The sequence below is a fragment of the Nodularia sp. LEGE 04288 genome (assembly GCF_963896525.1).
In the GTDB taxonomy this organism is placed as follows: Bacteria; Cyanobacteriota; Cyanobacteriia; order Cyanobacteriales; family Nostocaceae; genus Nodularia.
Genome location: NZ_CAWQOY010000111.1, coordinates 17748 through 34675, shown reverse-complemented (window position 1 = coordinate 34675; position 16928 = coordinate 17748). Strand labels below are relative to the sequence as shown.

Annotated in this window: 15 protein-coding genes and 1 pseudogene; 4 read left to right on the top strand and 12 right to left on the bottom strand. The window is 38.0% G+C overall.

All coding sequences use genetic code 11. The features are described 5' to 3' along the window. The first annotated feature begins 4 nt into the window (after positions 1 to 4). Both pyrH and frr read left to right on the top strand, forming a co-directional pair. The gene (gene pyrH / locus AACX33_RS12930; RefSeq protein ID WP_193999645.1) at positions 5 to 733 is read left to right on the top strand and encodes a UMP kinase; all 729 of its coding nucleotides are present in this window, start codon (positions 5 to 7) and stop codon (positions 731 to 733) included. Next, entirely contained in the window at positions 720 to 1268 is a 549-nt protein-coding gene (frr, locus tag AACX33_RS12925; protein WP_193999647.1) for a ribosome recycling factor, read from the top strand. The genes pyrH and frr overlap by 14 nt, the downstream gene beginning before the upstream one ends. Positions 1269 to 1420: 152 nt before the next feature. Here the strand turns inward: frr and AACX33_RS12920 are convergent, their stop codons facing one another. The 6 genes from AACX33_RS12920 to AACX33_RS12895 all read right to left on the bottom strand — a co-directional run bounded on the left by AACX33_RS12920 (position 1421) and on the right by AACX33_RS12895 (position 8797). Next, positions 1421 to 1885 carry a PEP-CTERM sorting domain-containing protein gene (locus AACX33_RS12920; RefSeq protein ID WP_227789074.1) on the bottom strand — a complete coding sequence of 155 codons (465 nt, stop codon included), beginning with the start codon at positions 1883 to 1885 and terminating at the stop codon, positions 1421 to 1423. A gap of 243 nt (positions 1886 to 2128) precedes the next feature. Further along, the gene (locus AACX33_RS12915; RefSeq protein ID WP_193999649.1) at positions 2129 to 3121 is read right to left on the bottom strand and encodes a glycosyltransferase family 2 protein; all 993 of its coding nucleotides are present in this window, start codon (positions 3119 to 3121) and stop codon (positions 2129 to 2131) included. Further along, a complete protein-coding gene (locus AACX33_RS12910; RefSeq protein ID WP_193999651.1) occupies positions 3108 to 4550 on the bottom strand; it encodes a glycosyltransferase in 1443 nt (480 codons plus the stop codon). The genes AACX33_RS12915 and AACX33_RS12910 overlap by 14 nt, the downstream gene beginning before the upstream one ends. A gap of 21 nt (positions 4551 to 4571) precedes the next feature. After that, the gene (locus AACX33_RS12905; RefSeq protein ID WP_193999653.1) at positions 4572 to 5762 is read right to left on the bottom strand and encodes a glycosyltransferase family 2 protein; all 1191 of its coding nucleotides are present in this window, start codon (positions 5760 to 5762) and stop codon (positions 4572 to 4574) included. 51 nt (positions 5763 to 5813) lie between these two features. Continuing rightward, positions 5814 to 6551 carry an ABC transporter ATP-binding protein gene (locus AACX33_RS12900; RefSeq protein ID WP_193999947.1) on the bottom strand — a complete coding sequence of 246 codons (738 nt, stop codon included), beginning with the start codon at positions 6549 to 6551 and terminating at the stop codon, positions 5814 to 5816. A gap of 164 nt (positions 6552 to 6715) precedes the next feature. Then, a complete protein-coding gene (locus tag AACX33_RS12895) occupies positions 6716 to 8797 on the bottom strand; it encodes a glycosyltransferase (RefSeq protein ID WP_193999655.1) in 2082 nt (693 codons plus the stop codon). 79 nt (positions 8798 to 8876) lie between these two features. Between AACX33_RS12895 and AACX33_RS12890 the strand changes: the two genes are divergently transcribed. Further along, positions 8877 to 9599 carry a methyltransferase domain-containing protein gene (locus AACX33_RS12890; protein WP_193999657.1) on the top strand — a complete coding sequence of 241 codons (723 nt, stop codon included), beginning with the start codon at positions 8877 to 8879 and terminating at the stop codon, positions 9597 to 9599. Here the strand turns inward: AACX33_RS12890 and AACX33_RS12885 are convergent. Next, positions 9596 to 11113, bottom strand: coding sequence for an FG-GAP repeat domain-containing protein (locus tag AACX33_RS12885; RefSeq protein ID WP_193999659.1), 1518 nt, complete (start codon positions 11111 to 11113; stop codon positions 9596 to 9598). The two genes, AACX33_RS12890 and AACX33_RS12885, sit on opposite strands and share 4 nt — an antisense overlap. A 148-nt stretch (positions 11114 to 11261) precedes the next feature. On the opposite strand from AACX33_RS12885, the gene AACX33_RS12880 reads away from it, so the two are divergent. Further along, positions 11262 to 11390, top strand: coding sequence for a hypothetical protein (locus AACX33_RS12880; protein WP_265338653.1), 129 nt, complete (start codon positions 11262 to 11264; stop codon positions 11388 to 11390). Here AACX33_RS12880 and AACX33_RS12875 read toward each other — a convergent pair. The 5 genes and pseudogenes from AACX33_RS12875 to AACX33_RS12855 form a co-directional block, all read right to left on the bottom strand. After that, positions 11353 to 12555 carry an FG-GAP repeat domain-containing protein gene (locus AACX33_RS12875; RefSeq protein WP_193999661.1) on the bottom strand — a complete coding sequence of 401 codons (1203 nt, stop codon included), beginning with the start codon at positions 12553 to 12555 and terminating at the stop codon, positions 11353 to 11355. The two genes, AACX33_RS12880 and AACX33_RS12875, sit on opposite strands and share 38 nt — an antisense overlap. 255 nt (positions 12556 to 12810) lie before the next feature. Next, positions 12811 to 13857, bottom strand: coding sequence for a methyltransferase domain-containing protein (locus AACX33_RS12870; protein WP_193999663.1), 1047 nt, complete (start codon positions 13855 to 13857; stop codon positions 12811 to 12813). Positions 13858 to 13923: 66 nt separating this feature from the next. Then, the gene (locus AACX33_RS12865) at positions 13924 to 14730 is read right to left on the bottom strand and encodes an ABC transporter permease (RefSeq protein WP_193999665.1); all 807 of its coding nucleotides are present in this window, start codon (positions 14728 to 14730) and stop codon (positions 13924 to 13926) included. Between the two features lie 393 nt (positions 14731 to 15123). Continuing rightward, entirely contained in the window at positions 15124 to 16497 is a 1374-nt protein-coding gene (locus tag AACX33_RS12860; RefSeq protein ID WP_193999667.1) for a protein kinase domain-containing protein, read from the bottom strand. Positions 16498 to 16669: 172 nt separating this feature from the next. Further along, positions 16670 to 16915 (bottom strand): annotated as a pseudogene (locus AACX33_RS12855) (DUF4351 domain-containing protein); the annotation flags it as partial. Positions 16916 to 16928: the final 13 nt, after the last annotated feature.

Below are 16928 nucleotides of genomic sequence, written 5' to 3'. Positions count from 1 at the left end.
CTTCATGGGAACGAATTACCGACGGGTTTTACTTAAACTAAGCGGTGAAGCCTTAATGGGCAACATGGGCTATGGTATTGATCCAGAAGTGGTCAAGGAAATAGCCGAGGAAGTAGCAGAGGTGGTAGCCACTGGCGTTCAAATTGCCATTGTCGTTGGCGGCGGTAACATTTTTCGTGGCGTTAAAGCTGCGTCGGCGGGGATGGACAGGGCAACTGCTGACTACATAGGGATGATTGCCACGGTAATGAATGCCATGACGCTACAAGATTCCTTAGAGCGCATTGGGGTACAGACGCGGGTCCAAACCGCGATCGCTATGCAAGAATTAGCGGAATCCTATATCCGTCGTCGCGCTATCCGCCATTTAGAAAAAGGGCGAGTAGTAATTTTTGGTGCTGGTTCCGGAAATCCCTTCTTTACAACTGACACCACCGCAGCCTTAAGAGCCGCAGAAATTGATGCCGAGGTGATTTTTAAAGCCACCAAGGTAGACGGCATATATGATGCTGATCCCCATATTTATCCAGAGGCCAAGCGTTACACCAGTCTCACCTACGCGCACGTTTTAGCCAAAGATTTGCGCGTCATGGATAGTACAGCGATCGCCTTGTGTAAAGACAATAATATCCCAATTCTGGTATTTGATTTAACGGTGCGAGGTAACGTCCGCCGAGCCGTCTTGGGAGAAAAAATCGGCACCCTTGTGGGAGGTTCATGTGAAATTATCTGAAGCTGAGAGTACGATGCAAAAGACCGTTGAAGCAACTCAACGAGCTTTTAACACTATTCGCACTGGCCGCGCCAATGCGAGTTTACTAGATAAAGTCTCGGTGGACTACTACGGTTCACCCACACCATTGAAATCACTGGCAAACATTAGCACGCCAGATGCCTCAACCATCTTGATTCAGCCTTACGATAAAGGCAGCTTAAACATAGTCGAGAAAGCAATTTCCCTCTCTGACATCGGTTTAACACCCAGTAACGACGGTTCTGTGATTCGGCTAAATATACCACCATTGACAAGCGATCGCCGGAAAGAATTTGTCAAAATGGCTTCTAAGTATGCTGAAGAAGGTCGCGTAGCCATTCGCAATATCCGTCGTGATGTCCAAGACTCCATTCGCAAAGAGGAAAAAGCTGCGGAAATCTCCGAAGATGAATCCAAAGACCAACAAGATAAACTGCAAAAACTCACAAACAAATACACTTCCAGAATAGATGACTTGCTGGTAGAAAAGGAAAAAGACATTTCAACTGTCTAAAAGCAGCTCATAGAGTAGAGTATTATTAACCATAAAGGCTGAAGGATGTTGTCTAAATTCTTCAGTCTTTCTTTCTTTGTCTACTTCTTCCAAAAGGAGAAGGGGAGAAGCTACGCGAATGCGGTTTGTTTCTCCTATAATTCCGCGCATCCTTATAAAGAATTGGTATGACGCTTGAGTACAAAAGATGCGCTGAGAGTGCCGAGGGCAAGTAAGCTAAAGATGGACGAGGGTTCAGGGACAGTGATTGGAGAAAGTTGATTTCCCGATATTTGAGTCCCTCCGGGTGGGAAGCTCGATATTCCGACACCACCGGAACCGAACAGTATTGGGTTAACAGTGCTGGAATAAGAAAAAATCGGCCCTATATCAAGAACACAAACCTTCGAGATAAGATCAGGCTCATTCCCAGTATTATCAGCATCATTCCCATTATGATCAGCATCATTCCCAGGATTATCAGAATAATTGCAAAAAGAATCATTCGGCGGAATCAAAGCATCATTGCAAACTGCTGTATCAGGAACGCAAGCAGCAGATGCGGCTTGCATTGTCCCGAACATCAATCCCGATGTGACGGCGAGGGCTGTAGCAAATAGTAGAGATAGATGTTTCATGTGGTCGTTAGTGCGATCGCTAATCTTGTAGAGAGTTTCCGTAAAAATTATACATGGTTTCTCAGAGTAAATGCGCTATGACTACCCAAAAAATAGGTGTGCCTCATTTCAACTTGTATAAATTCGTCCCAAGTCCGAAATTTTAATCATCCAAGATATCAGCCTCCCACGGGCGCAGTTTTCATTACCTCAAAATATGAAACCAAGCTTTCTTCCCCACTCGCTGTATTTCTGGAAAAATCATCAGCCAGGATTGAATTTATGTAAAGCAATTCCCTTACTCCAACCTACCTGAATCCCCTTCAGACACTGCTCGATATATTTCCACAGCATCTTATACGAAAGATTGTGAGTAAACTTCAGGCGAATTATTCTTAATAAACAGCGATAAATCAGTAGTAGAGTCAAGCGGATGACTAAAACAGGAAAAGGCAGTTTATTAAAAGCGTGTTTTAAAGCAAAGTAGGTGGTATTTTTCGCCAAAGAATACCAACAAGTCAAATGTTTTTGGTCTAAGCGATTGTGACTAGGTTGGGGGTAATGGTCTACAACTACATCACAATGGTGAATTTCATAGCCAGCTTGAATCAGGCGCAAACAAACATCAGTTTCATCTAAAAAATAGTCGAAAAACTCATCATATCCGTTAATCTTTTCTAATAATTCTTTGCGGTAAGATGAGTTCGTACCCATCAAACCATTATACCAAAAACCTTGCGGTTGATTGTAGTTGATCACACCAGCCAAACAAATTGGACTTGTATTACTAATAATATTTGTGATGCCACGATGATATTGTAAAGGATAGCCAGGAGCCGTCATATCACGCACTGCACCACCCACACCGGCGCATTTATCACCATATAAAGAGTATGTAGATAAAAGTTTTTCTATCCAGTCAGGTGGTGGAATTGCATCATCATCAATAAAAGCAATAATCGCACCTGATGCCAACTTTATACCCACATTGCGAGATACACTAATATTTCTTTCTTGAACAGTGGCTACTTTGAGGTTTCTGTTGAAACTGCTGGACATGATAGTTAGCATTTCCATAGTTTCAGGACTTGATGAAGCATCGACTACAATAACTTCACAAAATGAATAAGTAATTTCTTTGATTGCTATGAGTGTCTTCTCTAAAGAAATCCGACGGTCAGCTGTACAGATAACAATAGATATCAAGATTGTTTGATTTTGGTTTACTTCCGCTTCTAATAAACTACTGCAATGCATTTTTTTGTTTTAAAACTCCTTTTATATAAATCCTCATTGATGCAGATAAAGATAGTTTGTCTGCAAGACGTTTGGTGATTTTCCAAACTATTGCTAAAATTAGAGTTCTCAGATTTGAACCTGATAAATCTTTGAAATTATTTGCATATATTTTCCCCGGTTGGACATAAAGTTCTTGTAGTCTGGTAAATAAAAAATAATTAGCAGTCACCTTTGCTATTTGCGGTACTTTCAGCAATTGCGTGAATACATCAACATCAAACTCTAGAATTGGTTGTGATTTAATTTGATTCAGCATTTGGGGATTTTGGATAATTTGACTTAAAAGTGCAGTCAATCCCTCTACAGAACCATCAAATTTATAACAATTAATTCCATGCTGAAAATGCTCTTTAAATGCCGGAATATCCGCTAAAATTAGAGGTACTCCCATCCAGTTAAGCTCATGAGCCGCCAGGCAAAATGTTTCCACACGAGACGCAAAAATTGCCAAATGTGACTCTTGAGATATTTTTAAGTATTCCTCTGCTAAATATTGCCCAGAAAATGTAAAATGTTTCAGAAAATTGGGAGAAATGAAACTTTTAACTTCATCTAGATAAGACTTATATTTTGAGTTTGTCGTAGCTAAATTGTATCCGGCAAAAGTGACATGAATCTGCTCAGTCAAAGTCTGACAAATTTCTTCACAAGCACGAGCTATGATGTCCGTACCTTTCAAATGTACTATTCTTCCTGGACAGAGAATTTTTATCGGAAATTGAGGATGGTTAGTTACACAGTGGCTATTTTGTTCTGCCAGCTTACGATAAGGTAAAGGAGAGATAAAAACTTGATTATGAATACCAAAATAGCTCGTGTACCAGTCGGCTACAGACTGAGAAGGACTTTTCCAAGCATCTGCTAATTCTAAACAAAATCTCTCAGCATAATTAGATAATATATAGTCATTCCCGACATCCAAAGCTACAGGATAACGGTCTGTTAAATCCCAAATTTCTCTGGAACCATGTAAATGAACCCACATGGGTATGTTTTTGAAGACTGAATCAGGATTGCAATGTTTGTCTCGCAGTGTATGAAATCCTATACCCCCATGTTCGCACCATTCCACTCCAATGATATTTTTATCAGCAATTATTTTTTTTAAACCCTCGGCTAAAGCTAGAGAAGTTTTTTCTAAATTATAAATATCTTCGGAATTTAGCTGAATATCAGCGCATTCATTAACATGATATATTTCACATTTTAAGCTGGATGAATCAAAATATTCTCTGGCTTTGATAGCCTCAATTTCAGGAATGCCATACAATAAAATTAACGGTGTATATTCTGAACTTTGTAAATATTGAATAACTTGTGATATGTACTGCCCTATTCCTCCATTAATAAATGGGGCAATTTCTAGCGTGGGAAAAACTATGTACATAAAATTAGATTTTCATCTCCTTTAAATATTCTCGTTATTCAGATAATCAAGATAACTATGCCAAGATGTCCTTGTTAATCGCTCAACTACATGAGGATATTTGGGATTGATTTTATACTTAGCTTCAAACTTGCGTCGATTGATGTCATTATTTCTGTTACCCAAAGAAGGTGGATGGGGAATATGTATGATGTAAGACTCAAAGCAACTCGCAAAAAAATAACCCGCTAACCAGGCTCGATAAGTAAAATCAATATCATCAAAGCCATAATTACCATCGTAGATAGGATCAAAACCACCCAAATTGATCATCGCCTGCTTACACATTCCCATATTTGAAACTAGGACTCCTGTCCAATTAGCTATAGGCTGATCAGCAGAAGGTTGCATCATACTGACTGGTTCATGTCCCCAAAGAAAATTAACAGCGCCACTACAATCGGAATTTGCATATTCCAGTCGTGGCCCCGTAGACAACACAGCGCGAGGATGTGATAAGTGCAGATTTACATGAGCTTCAATATGTGTCCGGGATGGTACATGATCTGCATCTAGTATGATTACTAAACCATCTAGACAAGCTGAAACACCTTTGTTACGCAGCGTGTTTAGTCGAAATGCATTTTTTATTGTTGGTTCTTGAACAATTTTGTAATTGAGATTGTATAAGTTGCAATGTTCAATAAATACTTGTAACGAATTATCTGTTGACCCATCATCACACAAAATAATTAAATCAGGTTGCCGCGTATTTTTGGCTATGGCAGAAATCACAAAAGGTAATTCCTGGGATTTATTATAACAGATAATTACCAGAGAAATTGGTGTATTTACTTGATATTTATGTAAAATAATTGGTTGAGAAAATTCATAAGTATGATCATGAGTTTCTCTGGTTAGTGAAGTTTCCAGTATTGATTTATGCTGATTTAATAAAAAGCTGTTTTTCCCAAAAGGCAACACTAGATTAATATAGTGGAATATGTCTAGTAAGAATCTGCCAATCATCCGGAAAATCAAGTTTCCTTTGAACTTTGTCAGCAATAACCATGTGCGAGAGTTTTTAATTTCAGAAATTTCTGCTAGTAACGAGTTATAAGATAAATTTAATTGTTCTATTTCTGCGTTCAAGGATTGGCATTGCTGCGCTAATTCTGAATTTTCTTTAATTAGGCGATGATCGCACTCTGAGCTACATAGTTTCTTTTCCATAATCACATATCCTCATTGTAATTATATGATCAATCTGAATCATTGATTTTTCTAACTTGCAACTTTTTGTAAATAATAATTTATCGCTTTTTTAGTTTCACCAATAAACATAATTTTGCCTTTATCTATCCACAGCACACGCTCACAAGACTGTTGCACAAAATCCAAATCATGTGATACTACCAGAACCGTAGTTTTTTCATGCCAAAAAGTTTCAAGTCGCTGCTTACACTTATGTTTAAAACTTTCATCACCAACGGAAAGTATTTCATCTAATATCAAGATATCTGGCTGTACATCCGTAGCAATAGCAAATCCCAACCTGGCTATCATCCCTGAAGATAAACCCTTAACTGGGACTAATACATAGTCCTCCAATTCGGCAAACTCCAAAATAGACTGCGCCCTTTTTTTGATTTCTGCCCGTGAAAAACCCAATAGCACACCATAAAGGAAAATATTATCTATCACTGAAATATCTGGATCAAAACCTGCTCCTAGTTCAATCAAAGGAGCAATTTTACCGCGGACTCTGACTGTACCACTGGTAGGTTGCAAAATCCCAGAAATTGTCTTCAAAATAGTAGATTTACCAGAACCATTTGCGCCAATAATGCCAATTTTTTCACCTTCTTCAATCACCAAATCAATTTGATCTAGGACTAACCTCTTGACTGGGCGACGATATTTACCTTCTAATAAAGAAAAAAATGTTTTCTTCATATCATAAGAAAACTCTTCTTGTGTTCGTCGCCATAGAAAAACTTGATTTAGGCGAATTACTTCCATACTTTTTAAAACATTCCTGTTCTGTTCGCAGTTGGTGGGTGCTTCAACTCTGGAAATTAAAGCAGATGAATTAATTAACCACAGATAAACACAGCTAATTTTGTAGCTACTAGATGGAGAAAGGCTATAGCTAGTTTTAGGAGTTGCTTGATTAGAGTCAATCACTAATCCAGTTCTTTAGATAATCCCAATTTGTATTTAACTTTAAACCACAGCTTGCGTAACTGCCAAAATTTAGATGATTCCATCGCCCAAATTCTCTTTTTCAATTCATCTATTTCATAACTATGACTTCCTGATATCGCCACCTCATATTCTATTTCTTTATCTTTCCATAATTGAGTCAGGTATTGCACCATCACATGAGAATATGAACTCACCGTTTTTTGGTGTTTCCCCAACATATACTGAATTAATTGTGTCCGGCGAGGTTGTGCTACTGTCCACACCATTGAATCGTAGTGGCGACGATAAAGAAATAATTCTAATGGTAAAATATCCCCGGCACAGCCATTTTCATATAAGCTAATGAAATAATCCCAATCTTCATAAGAAATTAACTCTTCATCAAAATCTCCTACTTTGGCAATAGCTGATCTGCGGTATAAATTTGTACTATTTACCACATTAGTATTATTAAACAGCATCAATTCTGGAATGAAGCCTACAGGAGCTTGAGTATATTCATAAGCTTCAAAGTTGCGAGTATAACAACCTACATAACTTAGTTCATGATTGTTGATCAAGGCTATGACTGCTTTTTCTATATATTCAGGATGAATTTTGTCATCTGAATCTAGAAGCATAATATATTCACCTGAACTGACTTTTATCCCGGCGTTACGAGCCGAACTTAAGCCTCCATTAGGTTTAAAGACTTTAATTACACCTGATAAATTTTGAAAAATCTTATTAGTTTCGGAATCAGTCGAGCCATCATTGACAACGATAATCTCTACATTTTTATAAGTAGATTCTTGAATAGATTGAATCGTTTCTTCAATATAATTTCCTTGGTTGTAAAGAGGAATAACTACAGAAATTTTAGCTTCTTGATTAACTAGCCAATTTTTGGGAGAACTAGCAATTTTATAAGATTCTTCCACTTGAGCAGAGGCTAATTCAGGATCACACCATTGCTGAATGCTTGATTGAGCGGTTTCGGAAATCTGCTGTAAATAAGCAATATTTCTGTAATTATCTAAGATTGTATGGGCAATTTCTTCAGCATGGGATGGATTAATTAAAAATCCGGAATTTCCGTGTTCAATCATTTCTGACATCCCACCTTCTTGACTACCAATTACCACACAACCAAAAGACATCGCTTCTAAACAAACATTAGCCCAGTTCTCCCAGCGTGAAGGAAATACACAAAAACAAGTGTCTAACAAAATTTCGGGAATTTCTGCATAGGGTGCAGCTCCTTTAAAAATAATTTTGTCTTTTAAATCATAGGGAATACGTTTTTGTAAATATTCAGTATAAGAACGATAAAAGGGCGCAGAGTATGTATCTCTCCCATACATTTCAAAGATAAAGTTCGGTTCTTTAGCCAGAATTATTTTAGCGGCTTCAATGAAAGTATCTACGCCTTTTCTGACTTGAATACTGCCAATAAATGTAATTTTTTCAATTTGTGATTTAACAAATTTACGTGTAGGCTTAATAGTAGATAATAATAAGGGATAAGGACTTCTAGTAATACAATTCACATCAAGTCTTTTGGTAAAATACTCAGCCAGAGATGCTGAAGGTGATGTGACAATATCGGCATTTTTAACGCAGTAGTCTTCTAAATATATATCTATTGGCGTTTGAGTAGTTGTATGCTTTTCTTCATCGATTTCGACTAACAGAGAGCGTGGTGTATGTAATTTTACGACTAGTTGAGTATTGGCAAATTCATTTAAGAGTTTTTTGGCTCTAATTGTGGTGAATCCTTCGGCGTTGTATTCAGCAAACTCAATGACATCAAAAGGAGTCAGCAACTTGAGGGTTTGATAAACTCGATCAGAATAATTTTGATTATATGTAAAAAAATGGCGATCGCTTAGTGCTGGTTCTGTCCGAATTAGTGTAACATTTGGGGGTAAATAATGTAGATTAGACTCAGTAAAGCAGTCAGTAATCAGGTACACGTCATGGCCTCTTTTTGCCATATATTTGGTAATATTAGCAATATAAGTACCAATTCCTCCTCCGGTAATAGGGCCAAACTCACGAGAAACATAAGCTATTTTCATTAGTAAAGCTCTTCTGTTTGAAAAATTTTATTTTGACTTTGCCAGAAATTCAATGATATAAAGGATACAATAAAGTCCGGTGAATAATCAACCATATACACAAAACTTTTACCAATCTATTCGAGAAGGTTCACTACTTTCAGCCCAAGTAGTTGTCCCCTTAGTCATGGAACTAACCCAAGCAAAAAGCCTAGTAGATGTTGGTTGTGGTTTGGGAACTTGGCTGTCAGTATTTAAAGATGCTGGTATAGATGACTATCTAGGAATCGATGGAGATTACGTAGATGTAAATATGCTGGAAATTGAAAGCAGCAAATTTCTCTGCTTTGATTTAAAGCAACCTCTAGTAATTGAGAGAAAGTTTGATTTGGTTGTGTCTTTGGAAGTGGCGGAACATCTTCCTTGCGAGTCTGCGGAAATCTTTATTCAGTCATTAACTAACTTAGGAAATATCGTGCTATTTTCGGCAGCAATTCCCTTTCAAGGTGGTCTGAATCATCTGAATGAACAGTGGCTGGAATATTGGGGAGAAATTTTTGCCAAGTATGGCTATGTGGCGATTGATTGCTTACGCCGGAAAATATGGAATCACGAAAAAGTAGAACCTTGGTATGCTCAAAATCTCCTAATTTTTGTTAAGGAAACTTGCCTTGGTGAATATCCTTTATTAGAAAGAGCATTTCACCAAGGTGAGCATAATTTAGCAATGGTTCATCCTAAAATCTACCTGAGTGCGATCGCCGCAGTCAAATGGGAGATGCATCTAGAGTTGGAGAAATTAAAATCTCAGCTAGAAACTTAAGCCATACCTGCAATTTCCCAACCAGCCGGCGCATTAGGCAAGTTAGCAAAACCTGTATAGTTAGTTCCATCCATCAACCAAATTGAATTCCATCCTTCGGTGATATTATTCATGATAATGTCAGCTTTACCATCGCTATTAAAGTCTCCGGTTCCCAAAGATTGCCAACCCGGTGCGCTGGGTAAATTCGCAAAGCCCATGTAATCTGTGCCATCTAAGAACCAGACTGTGTTCCATCCTTCTGTGGGATTATTCAAAAGAATATCCGCTTTACCATCGCCGTTAAAGTCAGCAACACCAGTAATATCCCAGCCATCAGCCACAGGTAAGTTACCAAAACCTGTGTAAGTAGCACCATTAGCACCGCCTAAAAACCAGACTGTATTCCAATTATTGGCAGTATTATTCAGCAGAATATCAACATTACCATCACCGTTGAAGTCTGCGGCTCCTTTAATGTCCCAACCTGCTGCTATTGGTAAACCTACACCATCTAAGTAGTTAGGGCCATCCAGAAACCAGGCAACATTAAAATTGTTAGTGGGATTGCTGGCAATTAAATCGGTTTTACCATCTTTGTTAAAGTCAGCCGTTGCGACTGGTCGATAACCAGGAGAACCAACAATATTAATAACTCCTGTATAGTTAGTCCCATCCATTGTCCATGCTTGATTCAAGCCTTGACTGGGATTAGTTAAGAGGATATCCGTTTGACCATCTTTATTGAAGTCTTTTGCTGCGTTGGCAGAGGGAATAGTTAAGTTGGATAAACTTAACGAATAATTAGAATTGGTAATAGCACTATCCGGTTGAACTTCGATAAAGTAATTACCAGCCGCCAAGGTAGCATTAATCGTCCCATTGCTATTCAACTCAGCAATGTTAGTGTAAAGTGTTTCTCCACTATCAATTAAGCCATTATTATTTGCGTCGGAAATAATACTAGTTTTCAGCCTGCTTTCCGTTACTCCACTCAATAGCAGACTAATTTCACTTGTAGCTGCAAGGGAAAAGTTATAGTAATCGACTGGATCTACAACACCGACAAACTCATTGTAAGTTCTATTACCCCTTAGATTGCCAATATTGTAGGCGGTATTCAGTGTATTTCCCGGATCTGAAAGAATAGAAGCCAGAGTAGTTGTAGCGCCTAGCTGTAAAGAATAGCCAGAATAAGTATTACTACTAGCTGAAGTATTGGGTTTAACTTCAATTAAATAATTACCAGCACCCAAGGTAGCATTAATCGTCCCATTACTACTGGGAAAAGCCGTGTCACTGTAAAGCCGTTCTCCGCCATCAAGTAATCTATTATTATTTGCGTCATAAATAATACTAGCTTCTACGGAATTTACAGTTATTCCACTCAACAGAAAATTAATTGCACTTGTTTCTAAAACGGAAAATTCATAGTAATCGACTCGACCTACAGCACCGACAATTTGATTGAAAGTGTTAGTAGCTCTGAGATTCCCAATATTGTTGAGGATAGTTAGTGTATTGTTGTCTGACATATTTTTTTGTTAATTGTTAATTTGATCCGGCGTTGACTACGTGCTGTGCAAGTATGTCAGTTTGATTATACAAGTAATTATGGTAAACAAGTGATTTTAGCTACGCTGCTATTATAGTTATGTATCAAAAAGAGGAGTAAAAAATTTTATGAAAATAATATCTTCTATCTCAGGAGAGATATTTTATGGTGGATTGTGCGATCGCTTGTCATGCGTGCGATCGCTTTACACTATTAAAACTAAGCCATACCAGCAATTTCCCAACCAGCAGGCGTAGTCGGCAAGTTAGCAAAACCTGTATAGTTAGTCCCATCCATCAACCAAACGGCATTCCATCCTTCGGTGATATTATTCATAATAATGTCAGCTCTACCATCGCTATTAAAGTCTCCGGTTCCCAAAGATTGCCAACCCGGTGCGCTGGGTAAATTCGCAAAGCCCATGTAATCTGTGCCATCTAAAAACCAGACTGTGTTCCATCCTTCTGTGGGATTATTCAAGAGAATATCCGCTTTACCATCGCCGTTAAAGTCAGCAACACCAGTAATATCCCAGCCATTAGCCACAGGTAAGTTACCAAAACCTGTGTAAGTAGCACCATTCTGACCGCCTAAAAACCAGACTGTGTTCCAATTGGTTGTAGTATTATTCAGCAGAATATCAACATTACCATCACCGTTGAAGTCTGCGGCTCCTTTAATCTCCCAACCTGGTGCTGTGGGTAAACCTACACCATTTAAGTAGTCACCACCATCCAGAAACCAGACAGCATTAAAATTGTTAGTGGGATTGCTGACAATGATATCGGTTTTGCCATCTTTGTTGAAGTCAGCCGTTGCAACTGGTCGATAACCCGGAGAACCAAAGACATTAGTCGCTCCTACATAGTTAGTCCAATCCATTAACCATGCTTGATTCCATCCCTGACTAGGATTGGTTAAGAGAATGTCAGTTTTGCCATCGCCATCAAAATCTGGTATTTGCGACAGTGGTAACAGTCTGCTATTAAATTTATACTCTCCTGTCTCCCCTGATGACCCACTCCCTACTTGAAAAGGATTGAAAGAATCATTACCATAACCAGCTACAGCTACAAAATAATCTGTATTTGCGGTTATTTCATAGTATAAAAGTGGGTCTAGATCAAAAAATAGATCCCTATCATCGTTAAAATCTAAAAGATTGCCTTCCCTGTCGTAGATAAAGACAACGGCATCAACTGGGACATTAATGCTAGGATCAGCATAGGATTTGATATCAAGCTCTAAAATCCCGGCGATAGGAGAATTGATTTTGAAAAAATCGACATCGCGATCGCCTACTTCAATCAATTGTCCAGTCTCAAAATTACGATCACTACCAATGACCCCTCCGATATTTGTTGCCGGGAAGGGTATATAAGAACCGTTTAATGCCTCAGCAATACTATTATAAGGACTCATAACTAAGTAACTCGGTATTTACTGACTACGAGTGTAATACCTATTAAAATATTGTGCAGAAAGAAAATAAATACTTTACACAAAAAACACTAGTATTTTCTCTAGGAAAACAAAAAACTTAGAGTTGGTAAAAAACGTAGTCAAACCTGTAATTTAGAGATTTGTCCAGTTTTTTTTTGCCTGAATCCGGTGAATTTTATCAAAATGGGATGCTCCCGTTCAGTTTTGCTGTTACTCATCCCATATCTGAAAGTTCTAATGTTTGATCAAACCCCAACTTTTTGTTAATTTCAGCCAGATTTGTCTTAATCGCCAAAACTTGCTAGATTGCATTTGATTAATTGTATTTTTAGATACTTCAAGTTCAGATTTAAGATTTTTGAGATCCAATCTCAAATGAGATAACTCTTCGCTTAATTGGGATATGAGATGAGACTCAGAATCTGCTGATAGGGAATCTAATTCATCAGAATTCATTTCAGGAGAATCAATTTTATTGTGTGAAGCTTCTAAATAGGGAATACCTGCTTGAAAGCCATAGATAAATTCACCATTTTCAGACACCAAAGAATTATCTTGCAGATGCAATGGTTGCTTAGTGATGGGACAAGCTAGAAGTGGAAAAAACCAATCTTGATCATTCTTCTGTGTCAAAGCTTGCATATAGTGAGGTTTAACATTGATATCCCCAGGCTTCCGCACCACAATATAATGAGTATTGTGAGTATTAGGACTATCTCCTTTCAGCAAATTCCCTAACGAAAGTTGACGAATCAGGTTTTGCCAAAAAAACCAAGTAACCTTGCGTGGTGGATGAAACTGTAAATACTCCCATAACAACCATGCTAAAGTTTGACCAAAATGATGGACATAACTAGTTTCAATGACTTCAAAACCTGCATATTTAACAATTTCCATCAAGCCATTTTCAGTAAACCGGATGTAATCTCCAGGAAAGTCATGTTGTGGTTGGAGAAAGGGAACAGCAATAATTCCATATCCCATCGGTCTGAGAACTCGATAAAATTCCTCAGCAATTTGCCAGGGATATCGAGTATGTTCTAGGACAGCAATAGAAACTATTGTATCTACTGATTCATCTAGTAAAGGAATATGATGTAAATCTGCCAGGATATCTGGTTTATTCCACTCAGTAATATCAATATTTAAATCTTTTTCACCTAATTGAATACTTCTTTGACCAGAACCAGCATTGAGAACAATACCATAGCAGTATTTGCGAAAACGACTGATTTCTTCAGACAAAGGCATCCAGACTAATGGATTAGGAAAAATAGTCATATATATATATAGAATATGGCAATGGTAATTTATTTGAGAAAAATCTTCAGTAATCTAGGGTGGACATTATAGCAAATCCATAAATTGATCTCGCCACAGATGAAAACAAGCCCAACCCAGAGACAAAATAATCATACCACTGAGTAAAGCACCCCAAATTAAACCCAAATCTGCTGATGTTCCTGATAATGTAATTTGACGCAAACTTTCAATAATCGGTGATAATGGATTCAACACCAAAAACTGCTTGACGTGTGAGGGAACAATAGCGGCTGGGTAAAATATCGGACTACTAAGCCAAATCACAAATACAACTAACTCATAAAAATAAGGTAAGTCTCTAAAAAATACGTATAATCCACTAACAAAAAATCCCACCCCTGTAGAAACTAACACTAAAGCTAAAAACGGGAAGAACAGCGCCAGCACATTGACTAAACTCTGGGAATAAATGAAAGTAATCACTGCCAACACAGGCAGTACTCCTACTGAAAATTGAAATATATTCGACGTAATTATAGATACAGGAAATACACTAGATGGCAGAGAAATTTTATTCAATAGTGAGCCATTATTGACTATACTATTTAATGCCTGAGAGGTGGAAGCCGAGAAAAAATTGATCACAACCAATCCCGTAAAGGCTGCGAATATATAGTTGAGGATTGAATCGTCGTAATAGGATGCAAATGCCGTCCCAAAAATGGCTGAGTACAATCCTGTCATCAGTAATGGATTCAATAGCGACCAATAAACCCCCAAAAACGAGCCTCTATAGCGGACTTTTAAATTCCGCAATACCAAAACGTGCAGCAATTCCCAATAGCGGCGTACTAGCAACCAAGTAAAATTACTTTTAAATGAAATTTTCATTCTTAAAAAATACCATACACTCTTAATTTTTTGAGATTAATTTATTTTTGGTAAGTTCTCAAACGCCGACAGCCCTTTGCTTACCTTCGCATAGAGTCTCCCAAAGGGAGAAGCAAAAGGACAGGTTTGGTGTAGCAGCAAGGTACTCAGCAAACATCGAGAGGCTCAGATTCCAGACTTCTTCAATTCGTCGGGGATCTATATAGCGTAAAGCCTCCAACTTAAACAAGGTTTTTTCTCCCCTGCTCCCTTTCCTCTTTTCTGACTAAGCACCTACGGATTTTTTGGCTGCATAAAGCACTTCGGCGTTGGAATCTCTTCCTTATCTTACACGACCATTGCAAAAATTAGCATCAACTATCGAACAAAAAAGATACTCTCTGTAACTTAAATTCACATTGTCTTGTAGCTATCCAGGAGAGCAGATTTAAAATCTACCGCACTCTTAAAATAAATTTCGGGTTTCTCCACTAAACCCAAATCAATCACTTCAGCTAACTTTTTCGGGATATTTGCGTTGCGTTGTCGAATAGGTACAGGGTCATTTTGCAATACAGCTAAAAATGGGTCGTTTGTCAAATTGCGGGGTAATTCCCCAGTTAACATATTATAAAGAGAAGCCGCAGTTGCCCAAATATCTACTTCTGGTTGTACGTATTTAAAATTTAGTAGCTGTTGACGAGGGATAAAAGCAGGTGTCCCAGCTTGAGAACCTGAAAGAGTTTGTCCACTTAAACCTGCTAAGTCAAAAGCTTTTGCTAAACCATAATCTGCTATTTTAGCAGTGATTTTGTCATCAGTGTAGTTAAGTAAGATATTACCCGGTTTCAAATCGCGGTGGACTAAACCTTTACCTTTACCAAAACCTCCATCTTTTAATTTTACATAGGGAATTTCGGCATTATGACTATATTCCAAACCGTTGAGAACTTGCATAATAATTGGGACAGCAATATTCACAGGTAATTTACCACCATATTTTGCCATTAAATCGGCAACAGTTCCGCCAGCACAATATTCCATTGTGAAAAAGAAAATATTCTCAAAAAAGCCATAATCAATGACTTGGATAACATGAGGATGCTGTAAAACTTTAGTATTTTCTGTTTCGCGTAAAAACCTTTGGACAGCATTTTCATTACCGATAATTGCAGGTAACATCACTTTCAAGGCGATAAATTTACCAGAATTATTGTGTTGGGCTAAATAAACTTCTCCAAAACCACCTCTACCCAATAATTTAATAATATTGTAACCCTGAATTGCCAAGAATTGATTATTAGCCTGGGCTGCTAAACCGAGCCAACGTTTGATAATTGCCAGGAAGTTTGGTGCTTGTGTTGCAGATTGATTATGATCAATTGTAGGAAGAGAAAAGTTAGGAATATTTAATTCTTCTGGGTCAGCTTCGATATGCACTGCAAACACAGTATTACCCAGTTTAATTTCATCATCACATTTTAAATCGTATTCGGGAAATTGTAATTTTGCACCTTTTTCTGGTGTTTGATTTGCGCCTCTCTGCCCAATTTTTTCACCGTTGACGTAAGTCCCATTTTTGCTGCCAAAATCTCTAATTCTGATATTTGGTGGGTTGATATCCAACAAACACTGATAGCGAGAAATGGTAAGATGGTCTGCATCATTTGGTAGTTGAATATTGCACTCTGAGCTTCTACCAATAATACAGGTAGTGCGGGAATCAAAGGTATATTGTCTTCCTGGAAGTTTACCTTTGATAATGGTCAGGGTAGCTTGGGCAGCCATTGGATTTTTTCAGCTAAAATTATATTTTAAGCTGATTACAGCACATTTAATGTGAGTAGTTACACGAGGGCGGGCAAGACTTGTACTGAGCTTGTCGAAGTATGCCCACCCCACAAGATTTATAATATTAAGGCGAGGATGTTGGGTTTTCTTGCGTCAACACACCCTACAGTTAATTTGTTTCCAGCCAGTTGAGTAAATCTGACATACTTGTGAAATCTAGCAAAGCTTCGCCAAGGGTTTCTAATTGATTTTCCGAAAGAGTTTGGATGCGCTGTTGTATTTCTGGGGATAGTTCACCTACTCGTCTTTTGAGTAGTTTTAAAATAATCGCCTGTTCGCCTTCTTGTCTTCCTCGCTCGTAGCCTATGCGCTCACCTGTGGTGACATATCTCATAGTCCTCTCCTGCTCAAATTGAACCAAGAAAAAA

Bases quoted from the DNA above. Each gene is read 5' to 3' on its own strand.
- pyrH (WP_193999645.1), top strand. From the start codon at position 5: ATGGGAACGAATTACCGACGGGTTTTACTTAAACTAAGCGGTGAAGCC.
- AACX33_RS12920 (WP_227789074.1), bottom strand. From the start codon at position 1,885: ATGAAACATCTATCTCTACTATTTGCTACAGCCCTCGCCGTCACATCG.
- AACX33_RS12915 (WP_193999649.1), bottom strand. From the start codon at position 3,121: ATGCATTGCAGTAGTTTATTAGAAGCGGAAGTAAACCAAAATCAAACA.
- AACX33_RS12910 (WP_193999651.1), bottom strand. From the start codon at position 4,550: ATGTACATAGTTTTTCCCACGCTAGAAATTGCCCCATTTATTAATGGA.
- AACX33_RS12905 (WP_193999653.1), bottom strand. From the start codon at position 5,762: ATGGAAAAGAAACTATGTAGCTCAGAGTGCGATCATCGCCTAATTAAA.
- AACX33_RS12900 (WP_193999947.1), bottom strand. From the start codon at position 6,551: ATGGAAGTAATTCGCCTAAATCAAGTTTTTCTATGGCGACGAACACAA.
- AACX33_RS12895 (WP_193999655.1), bottom strand. From the start codon at position 8,797: ATGAAAATAGCTTATGTTTCTCGTGAGTTTGGCCCTATTACCGGAGGA.
- AACX33_RS12885 (WP_193999659.1), bottom strand. From the start codon at position 11,113: ATGTCAGACAACAATACACTAACTATCCTCAACAATATTGGGAATCTC.
- AACX33_RS12880 (WP_265338653.1), top strand. From the start codon at position 11,262: ATGAAAATAATATCTTCTATCTCAGGAGAGATATTTTATGGTGGATTG.
- AACX33_RS12875 (WP_193999661.1), bottom strand. From the start codon at position 12,555: ATGAGTCCTTATAATAGTATTGCTGAGGCATTAAACGGTTCTTATATA.
- AACX33_RS12870 (WP_193999663.1), bottom strand. From the start codon at position 13,857: ATGACTATTTTTCCTAATCCATTAGTCTGGATGCCTTTGTCTGAAGAA.
- AACX33_RS12865 (WP_193999665.1), bottom strand. From the start codon at position 14,730: ATGAAAATTTCATTTAAAAGTAATTTTACTTGGTTGCTAGTACGCCGC.
- AACX33_RS12860 (WP_193999667.1), bottom strand. From the start codon at position 16,497: ATGGCTGCCCAAGCTACCCTGACCATTATCAAAGGTAAACTTCCAGGA.